Origin of the sequence: Calidifontibacillus erzurumensis (assembly GCF_013303125.1) — a bacterium.
GTDB classification, from domain to species: Bacteria; Bacillota; Bacilli; order Bacillales; family Bacillaceae_J; genus Calidifontibacillus; species Calidifontibacillus erzurumensis.
The window spans coordinates 112,561-118,996 of sequence record NZ_JABTTE010000009.1 but is presented as its reverse complement, the minus strand read 5'-3'; the positions used below and the strand labels follow the sequence as shown (position 1 = coordinate 118,996).

Here is a 6,436-nt window from a genome sequence, read left to right as displayed (position 1 = left end):
TAGGATTACCCGAGAAGCTCCCACTTCAATCAAACCGTAAGGTTGATAAGTGGTGAGTAGTTCACTGAACTGATTTCGAACAGCATTTTATTCTGCCTTCAAACTTTGTTTATTCCGTTCTTTTTGCACAAAATCAATCATTATAGAAAAAGCCCGGAGGTTTCTTAAGCTGCATTCCCCCGAGCCAATTCTACTCTACTATTCTTTATCATGATGATCTTCTTGTTCCCTTGCTTCCATCTCTTCTTTTGTATAAATAATCCGCATCGGATTTCCACCGACGAAAGCGCCGGGTGGGACATCTTTATGAACGAGTGTTCCGGCTGAAACGATGGCACCATCACCGATGACAACCCCCGGTAAAATGGTTGAATTAGCGCCAATCATAACATCGTTGCCGATTATGACTTCACCCAAACGATATTCTTTTATCAAATATTCATGGGCAAGGATCGTCGTATTATAGCCAATGATCGTATTGCTGCCAACTTTGATTTTTTCAGGAAACATAATATCAAGCATGACCATTAAAGCAAAGGACGTATTTTTTCCTACTTCCATATGCAAAAATGTCCGATAGAGCCAATTTTTTAATGGCAAAAAAGGAGTATAGCGAGCAAGCTGGATGACTGTAAAATTTTTGACAACTTTCCAAAATGGAACGGTTTTATATACTTGCCATAATGAATTGGCTTCCGTTACCATGTATCTCGTCGTTCTTCTTTTCACTTTTTTAGTCTCCGTTCTAGTTTTTTGTTTCCATCTCAAAGGCAGTTACTTGTTTAATTTATGAACGATTTCAACTAAGTCAAACATAGACTCAAGCATAAAATCCGGTTTGAATTGTTCAAGATGTTCGCGGCCTTTTAACGCCCATGCTACACCAGCTGTGAGCGTTCCCGCATTTTTTCCTCCTTCAATATCATGACGATTATCCCCAACCATTATGGCTTGTTCCGGTTTCGACCCTACAAGATCGAGCGCTTTTAAAAGCGGCTCTGGATGAGGTTTTGCATGGGTAATTTCATCTAAAGTGACAACGGCATCAAAGAATGGCTCAAGCTTCGTTAACTTTAGACCCATCTCGGTCGTTACTCGTTTTTTTGTCGTAACAATCGCCAACTTATAATTTTTCTCGTGCAATGTTTTGATGGCATCGTACACACCAGGAAACTCTTTTACAAGTTCATCATGCTTGGCGTGATTGAAATTTCTATAAAACTGCATCATTTCTTCCGCTTTATCACGATCTAACTTACTGAAACTATCAATCAATGGAGGTCCAATAAATTGTAAAATATCTTCTCTTGTAAATTGACCAGGAAAATAATGATCTAATGTATGTTGGAATGAAGTGATGATCAACTCATTCGTATCAATCAATGTTCCATCTAAGTCAAATAGCAATGTGTCAACTTTCATATGCTGCTTCCTTTCTCCCTATAAACTCAATCCGTCTCCAAATCAATGCAACAATCATTGTTAGTACTATGGCAACTGTAAGACGGATAACTAACAGCGGCCAAACAGGGATGCCAAGCGGGACAAATATTAAAGTGTCTTCAATAACCGCATGGCAAGACACTAGAAAAATAAAAGCTAAGTATAAATCTTTTTTCGAAACGCTGTTTTCTTTTGCTGATTGAATCATCACACCTGCCCCGTACGCAAGCCCAAACAATATTCCTGCTGCCAATGTCGTTGACGTATTTTCTTTCATTCCTAATATTTTTAACACCGGTGCCATCCATTTTGAAAAATGATCAATCCAATGCAAGTCTTTCATATATTGAATCATGATCATTAACGGTATGACGATGATCGCAAGCTGCAATATTCCAAGCGATGCTTTTTCTATCCCTTGCCAGACCATTTCGCCTATGCCGTTAACGGTTTCGCTAGGATGATTGGATATCATTCCGAACTTAGCTAATTCATTTCCCCCGTGCCAAACGAGATTTATCACGAATGCGGAGATAATAGCCAAAAAGATACGCACACTAGCAACGATCCAAAGTTTAACACCAACCTTCGCAGCCACAGTCGATTCAACGATGATATTGTGAGAAAAAGACAACATAATCGCTAATATGAATACTTCTTTTACCGTCAAATCCATGGATAACATGGCACCGATCGCTGCGTATAAATTGATAAAATTTCCTAAAACAAGCGGAATCGCTGCATTCCCCGATAAACCTAACAACCCCATAAAAGGCTCAATCAACTTAACGATCCATGGTAAAACCGGGGTATATTGTAAAATGGTTATGATCAATGTAATTGGAAATATGATTTTACCTAAAATCCAAGTTGTTTTTAAACCTACGTTTAGACCTTTTCGAATGGTTTCCAAAGATTTTCTCTCCCTATTTTCCTCTTCGCTGATGTGAGAAGCTTTAATATCCTTGATCTTGATCCAAATATCTCGTATTCGCATAACCTTTCAAGCGGCGAACAACCCAAGTAATGATTGCAGCAATAATTAATACGATCGAAATAAATTGGGCCATCCTCAAATTTTCTGTCAGCATTAAGCTATCAGTCCGCAATCCTTCAATAAAGAAGCGGCCGATTGAATACCAAACACAATAGCTTAAAAAGATTTCACCGCGCTTCAAATTGACTTTCCTCAAAGCTAATAATACGAAAAAACCAGTCAAGTTCCATAACGATTCATATAAAAATGTCGGATGATAATAAACGCCATCAATATACATTTGGTCGATAATAAATTTCGGCAAATGGAGATTTTCTAAAAACTCGCGTGTAACCGGCCCACCATGGGCTTCCTGGTTCATAAAATTGCCCCAGCGTCCAATCGCTTGCCCTAAAATAATACTCGGTGCAGCGATATCAGCGAGCTTCCAAAAAGACAAATGACGCTTTCTCGCATAGACATAACCTGTTAAGATGGCACCGATGAGCCCACCATGGATAGCCAGCCCGCCTTCCCAAATTTTAATAATGTCACCTGGATTTTGAGAATAATAATCCCATTGAAAAATGACGTAGTAAGCTCTTGCCGACAAAATAGCAATTGGAATAGCATATAAAACAAGATCTAAAAATGTTTCTTTCGGCAACCCCCTTCGAACACTTTCCCTTTGGGCAAGCCACAACCCGAGCATTGCCCCGACAGCGATAATGACACCGTACCAATAAATGGTGAGTGGCCCAATTTCTAAAAAAACACGATCCAACTGTTGAATGTCAGGTTCCATCTTTTCACTCCTTTAGGCAGTGGATTCTTTATATGTATGACGAAAATAAAGGACATTTGGCCAACCGCAAGCGTAAGAAACATCGATCGGCCTTTTTATGGCGCGATGTTGAAGATTTGGCTTTAGATGTAATAGAAACGATGCAATCTCTTATGATGTTGAAGCGATGGTTAGGCCACGCTTCTGCTATTTTCCACAGAATTCGGCTTTTTCCTATATTGTCTTAAAAGCTTCGTTTGCTTTAAAATTCTTCATGCTCCCCTTCTTCAATTACATCGGTCAAGCGGTTAGAAAATTGTTCAGCTGCGTTGACACCCATTCGTTTTAAGCGGAAATTCATAGCTGCAACTTCGATGATAACAGCCAAGTTCCGGCCCGGGCGAACAGGAATCGTAATCTTTTGGATTTCTGCATCTATAATTTTTATTTTCTCTTCATCAAGACCTAATCGGTCATACACTTTCGTTGGATCCCAAAGCTCAAGATTAATAACTAATGAGATTTTTTTATAATTGCGGATAGCCCCTGCCCCGAACAATGTCATGACATTGATGATTCCAAGTCCGCGAATCTCGAGTAAATGTTTTATTAGTTCAGGAGCGCTGCCAATTAGCGTATCTTGGTCTTCTTGGCGAATCTCCACACAGTCATCAGCAATTAAGCGGTGGCCGCGTTTAACGAGCTCAAGCGCCGTTTCACTTTTACCTACACCACTTTTTCCAGTAATTAACACCCCAACACCATAAACATCCACTAAAACACCGTGAATGGCAGTTGTAGGTGCTAACAAACTTTCTAAATAATTTGTCAAACGACTTGATAAACGCGTTGTTTTATACTGCGAACGGATCACCGGCACATCATTTTGCGTCGCAGCCTCAATTAACTCAATTGGGACATCTTGTCCTCTCGAAATAATGATGCCAGGTGTCATATCTGTACATAACATTTCCATTCGTTCCTTACGAACTTCCGGCGGCAATTGAGCAAAGAAAGAAAGTTCAGTTTTCCCCAAAATTTGCAGACGTTCAGCCGGATAAAAATCAAAAAAGCCTGCCAACTCAATGCCCGGCCTTGACAAATCACTCGTTGTAATTGGACGATTAATACCCTCTTCACCGCAAATCAATTCAAAATTAAATTTATCAATGACATCTTTCGTGCGTACTTTCGCCATGTGTTTCCTTTCCTCCACTCCACAAACCCTACATACTATATTTTTATATTTTAGCATTATTTTCATAAAACACGAAATTATTTAGTCCTTTTGTTTTCAATCTGCAAGTCCAACCTATAGCAGTTAAATATAAAAAAATAACGCTCCTGCATAAACAGAAGCGGTGGTCCCAATCTAAAAGTCCATTTAGTCTTTTTTACTGAGCGGTTCGATAATAACTTTTTGAATGAGTAAATTTAATATTGAAATAAAAACTGCTGCCAGTAGAGCTGCACCAAAACTTTCAATTTCAAACGCTGAACCCATAATTTCGTCAGTTATTAATAATGTAATTGCATTAATGACAAAGAGAAATAATCCAAAGGTCAACACTGTAACTGGAAGAGTAATTAAAACAAGCAACGGTTTTACAAAAATATTTAAAATAGAAATGATTAAACTAGCTATAATCGCTGAACCAACGCCATCAATATGAAATGATTTGACATAGCCCGCAACTACGATGAGAACTAAACTGTTTATTAAAATGTGGGCTAGCCATCTCATCCATCGATCACGCCGTCATCATAAGGGATGATAAAGGCTAAAATAATATAAATGAATATACCAGGAAAAGCACCAGTAAAAATTAATAACAACACATACAAAACTCTTAAAATTGTTGGGTCAATGCCGGTATATTCTCCTAAACCGCCAAGAATACCCGCTATTTTTCTATTGTATCTTGATCTGTACAATTTTTTCTTCATAACTGAACATCCTTTCTAATAGTTTTCGGCAAGAGCTTCATCCACAAATTCATTCTTGGAGGAAGCCCCTTATGAAATTTGATAGAACCCTTGGCATATATAATCATGTACCTGTTTTCCCAACTGCAAATTAATTTTCTTCATTTTTTACTACGATCGAACCTGTTGTTGAGCTAGCTTCAACATATAGTTTGCCCGTTTTTCCTTTGTTAGCGGAAAAATGCATTTCTTTTTGAATCATATCTTTCTTTTCATCGATGATTTCTAAATCAGAAAGGTCGCATGTAAAGCCGCCGATATTTGATTTCACTTTACCTTTTACTTCGATTGTATTTGGCACCGTTAAATCAATATTACCTGTTGTTGTATTTAGAACAACGAATTTACCTGAAGCATCCGTCAATTTACAGTTAATATTGCTGCTGAAAGTTTGCAAGTCTACTTTTTCAAACGATCCTGTAACATCGATTTGCCCATTAATAGTTTCCGCCTCAATTTCTTGAGCACGGCCGCCCTCAATTTTAATATGACCATTCGCTGTTTCGAGTTCAAAGTCTTTCCCATCAATATCAGCGAACTCTATATTTCCGTTAGCTGTATTCACCTTTAACTTGCTTACGCGCAATTGTTTACCGTCAACATGGCCATTAAACAGACGTAATTGTATTTTATCGTACAGCACATCAGGAATATAAATGACCGTCTTCAATTTTAATTGCTTCGGTTCAACGGAAAAACGCATGCTTTCTCCATCGATGAAAAAACGGGTATTTTTTAAGAAATATGTTTTTGCTCCTTCAAACGATTCATGTCTGTAGACTTTCGCTTTACATTCGATCCGTACATCTTGTTCTTTCCATGGAATGATCGTTAAAGATCCGTTGGAAATATCCACATGGATATGAGACAAAATGACATCACGATGCTGAAAAATATGGTTCACTTCCTGATATGGGCCAAAATTAAAATCAAAATCGACATCTTTGATTTTTTGCAAGGCACTATCAATAAACTCCGTAAACTTGTCCTTAAAAGACTGCCGTTTCTCAAATTTTCTTTCCTCTTCTCGATAAGTGGAATCTTCTGAAATGTAAGTTGAGATTTCTGTTCCTTCAGATTTTGATACCGGCTCTTGTGCGTCCTTTTTCGGTCCTTCAATGGCTTCCAATAATTTTAAAGCTTCATCAACAGTAATTTTGCCATCATCTAACATTTGTAAAATTTGCTTGCGTTCTTCATTCATTTTTATTCCTCCATCCATTGAAAAATTATATTGATTTCGAAAA

8 protein-coding genes are annotated in these 6,436 nt (G+C 38.0%); all 8 read right to left on the bottom strand.

The window, feature by feature from the left end; genetic code table 11:
- Positions 1–198: 198 nt before the first annotated feature.
- A complete protein-coding gene (locus HR057_RS08670; RefSeq protein ID WP_173731048.1) occupies positions 199–705 on the bottom strand; it encodes an acyltransferase in 507 nt (168 codons plus the stop codon).
- Between the two features lie 69 nt (positions 706–774).
- On the bottom strand, positions 775–1,422 hold the full coding sequence (gene ppaX / locus HR057_RS08665; RefSeq protein ID WP_173731039.1) for a pyrophosphatase PpaX: 648 nt from the start codon (positions 1,420–1,422) through the stop codon (positions 775–777).
- Positions 1,412–2,356 carry a nucleoside recognition domain-containing protein gene (locus tag HR057_RS08660; RefSeq protein ID WP_230474399.1) on the bottom strand — a complete coding sequence of 315 codons (945 nt, stop codon included), beginning with the start codon at positions 2,354–2,356 and terminating at the stop codon, positions 1,412–1,414. The genes ppaX and HR057_RS08660 overlap by 11 nt, the downstream gene beginning before the upstream one ends.
- Positions 2,357–2,399: 43 nt before the next feature.
- Positions 2,400–3,224 (bottom strand): prolipoprotein diacylglyceryl transferase, encoded by an 825-nt coding sequence (gene lgt / locus HR057_RS08655; RefSeq protein WP_173731037.1) that lies wholly within the window; start codon positions 3,222–3,224, stop codon positions 2,400–2,402.
- A 241-nt stretch (positions 3,225–3,465) separates the two neighbouring features.
- A complete protein-coding gene (gene hprK / locus HR057_RS08650; protein WP_173731036.1) occupies positions 3,466–4,401 on the bottom strand; it encodes an HPr(Ser) kinase/phosphatase in 936 nt (311 codons plus the stop codon).
- Between the two features lie 186 nt (positions 4,402–4,587).
- Positions 4,588–4,947, bottom strand: coding sequence for a phage holin family protein (locus tag HR057_RS08645; protein ID WP_173731035.1), 360 nt, complete (start codon positions 4,945–4,947; stop codon positions 4,588–4,590).
- Positions 4,944–5,150, bottom strand: a complete 207-nt coding sequence (locus HR057_RS08640) for a PspC domain-containing protein (protein ID WP_173731034.1) — start codon at positions 5,148–5,150, stop codon at positions 4,944–4,946. Before HR057_RS08640 ends, HR057_RS08645 begins: the two co-directional genes overlap by 4 nt.
- 130 nt (positions 5,151–5,280) lie before the next feature.
- A complete protein-coding gene (locus HR057_RS08635; RefSeq protein ID WP_173731033.1) occupies positions 5,281–6,393 on the bottom strand; it encodes a DUF4097 family beta strand repeat-containing protein in 1,113 nt (370 codons plus the stop codon).
- Positions 6,394–6,436: the final 43 nt, after the last annotated feature.

Bases quoted from the DNA above. Each gene is read 5' to 3' on its own strand.
- lgt (WP_173731037.1), bottom strand. From the start codon at position 3,224: ATGGAACCTGACATTCAACAGTTGGATCGTGTTTTTTTAGAAATTGGG.
- HR057_RS08640 (WP_173731034.1), bottom strand. From the start codon at position 5,150: ATGAAGAAAAAATTGTACAGATCAAGATACAATAGAAAAATAGCGGGT.
- ppaX (WP_173731039.1), bottom strand. From the start codon at position 1,422: ATGAAAGTTGACACATTGCTATTTGACTTAGATGGAACATTGATTGAT.
- HR057_RS08635 (WP_173731033.1), bottom strand. From the start codon at position 6,393: ATGAATGAAGAACGCAAGCAAATTTTACAAATGTTAGATGATGGCAAA.
- HR057_RS08645 (WP_173731035.1), bottom strand. From the start codon at position 4,947: ATGAGATGGCTAGCCCACATTTTAATAAACAGTTTAGTTCTCATCGTA.
- hprK (WP_173731036.1), bottom strand. From the start codon at position 4,401: ATGGCGAAAGTACGCACGAAAGATGTCATTGATAAATTTAATTTTGAA.
- HR057_RS08670 (WP_173731048.1), bottom strand. From the start codon at position 705: ATGGTAACGGAAGCCAATTCATTATGGCAAGTATATAAAACCGTTCCA.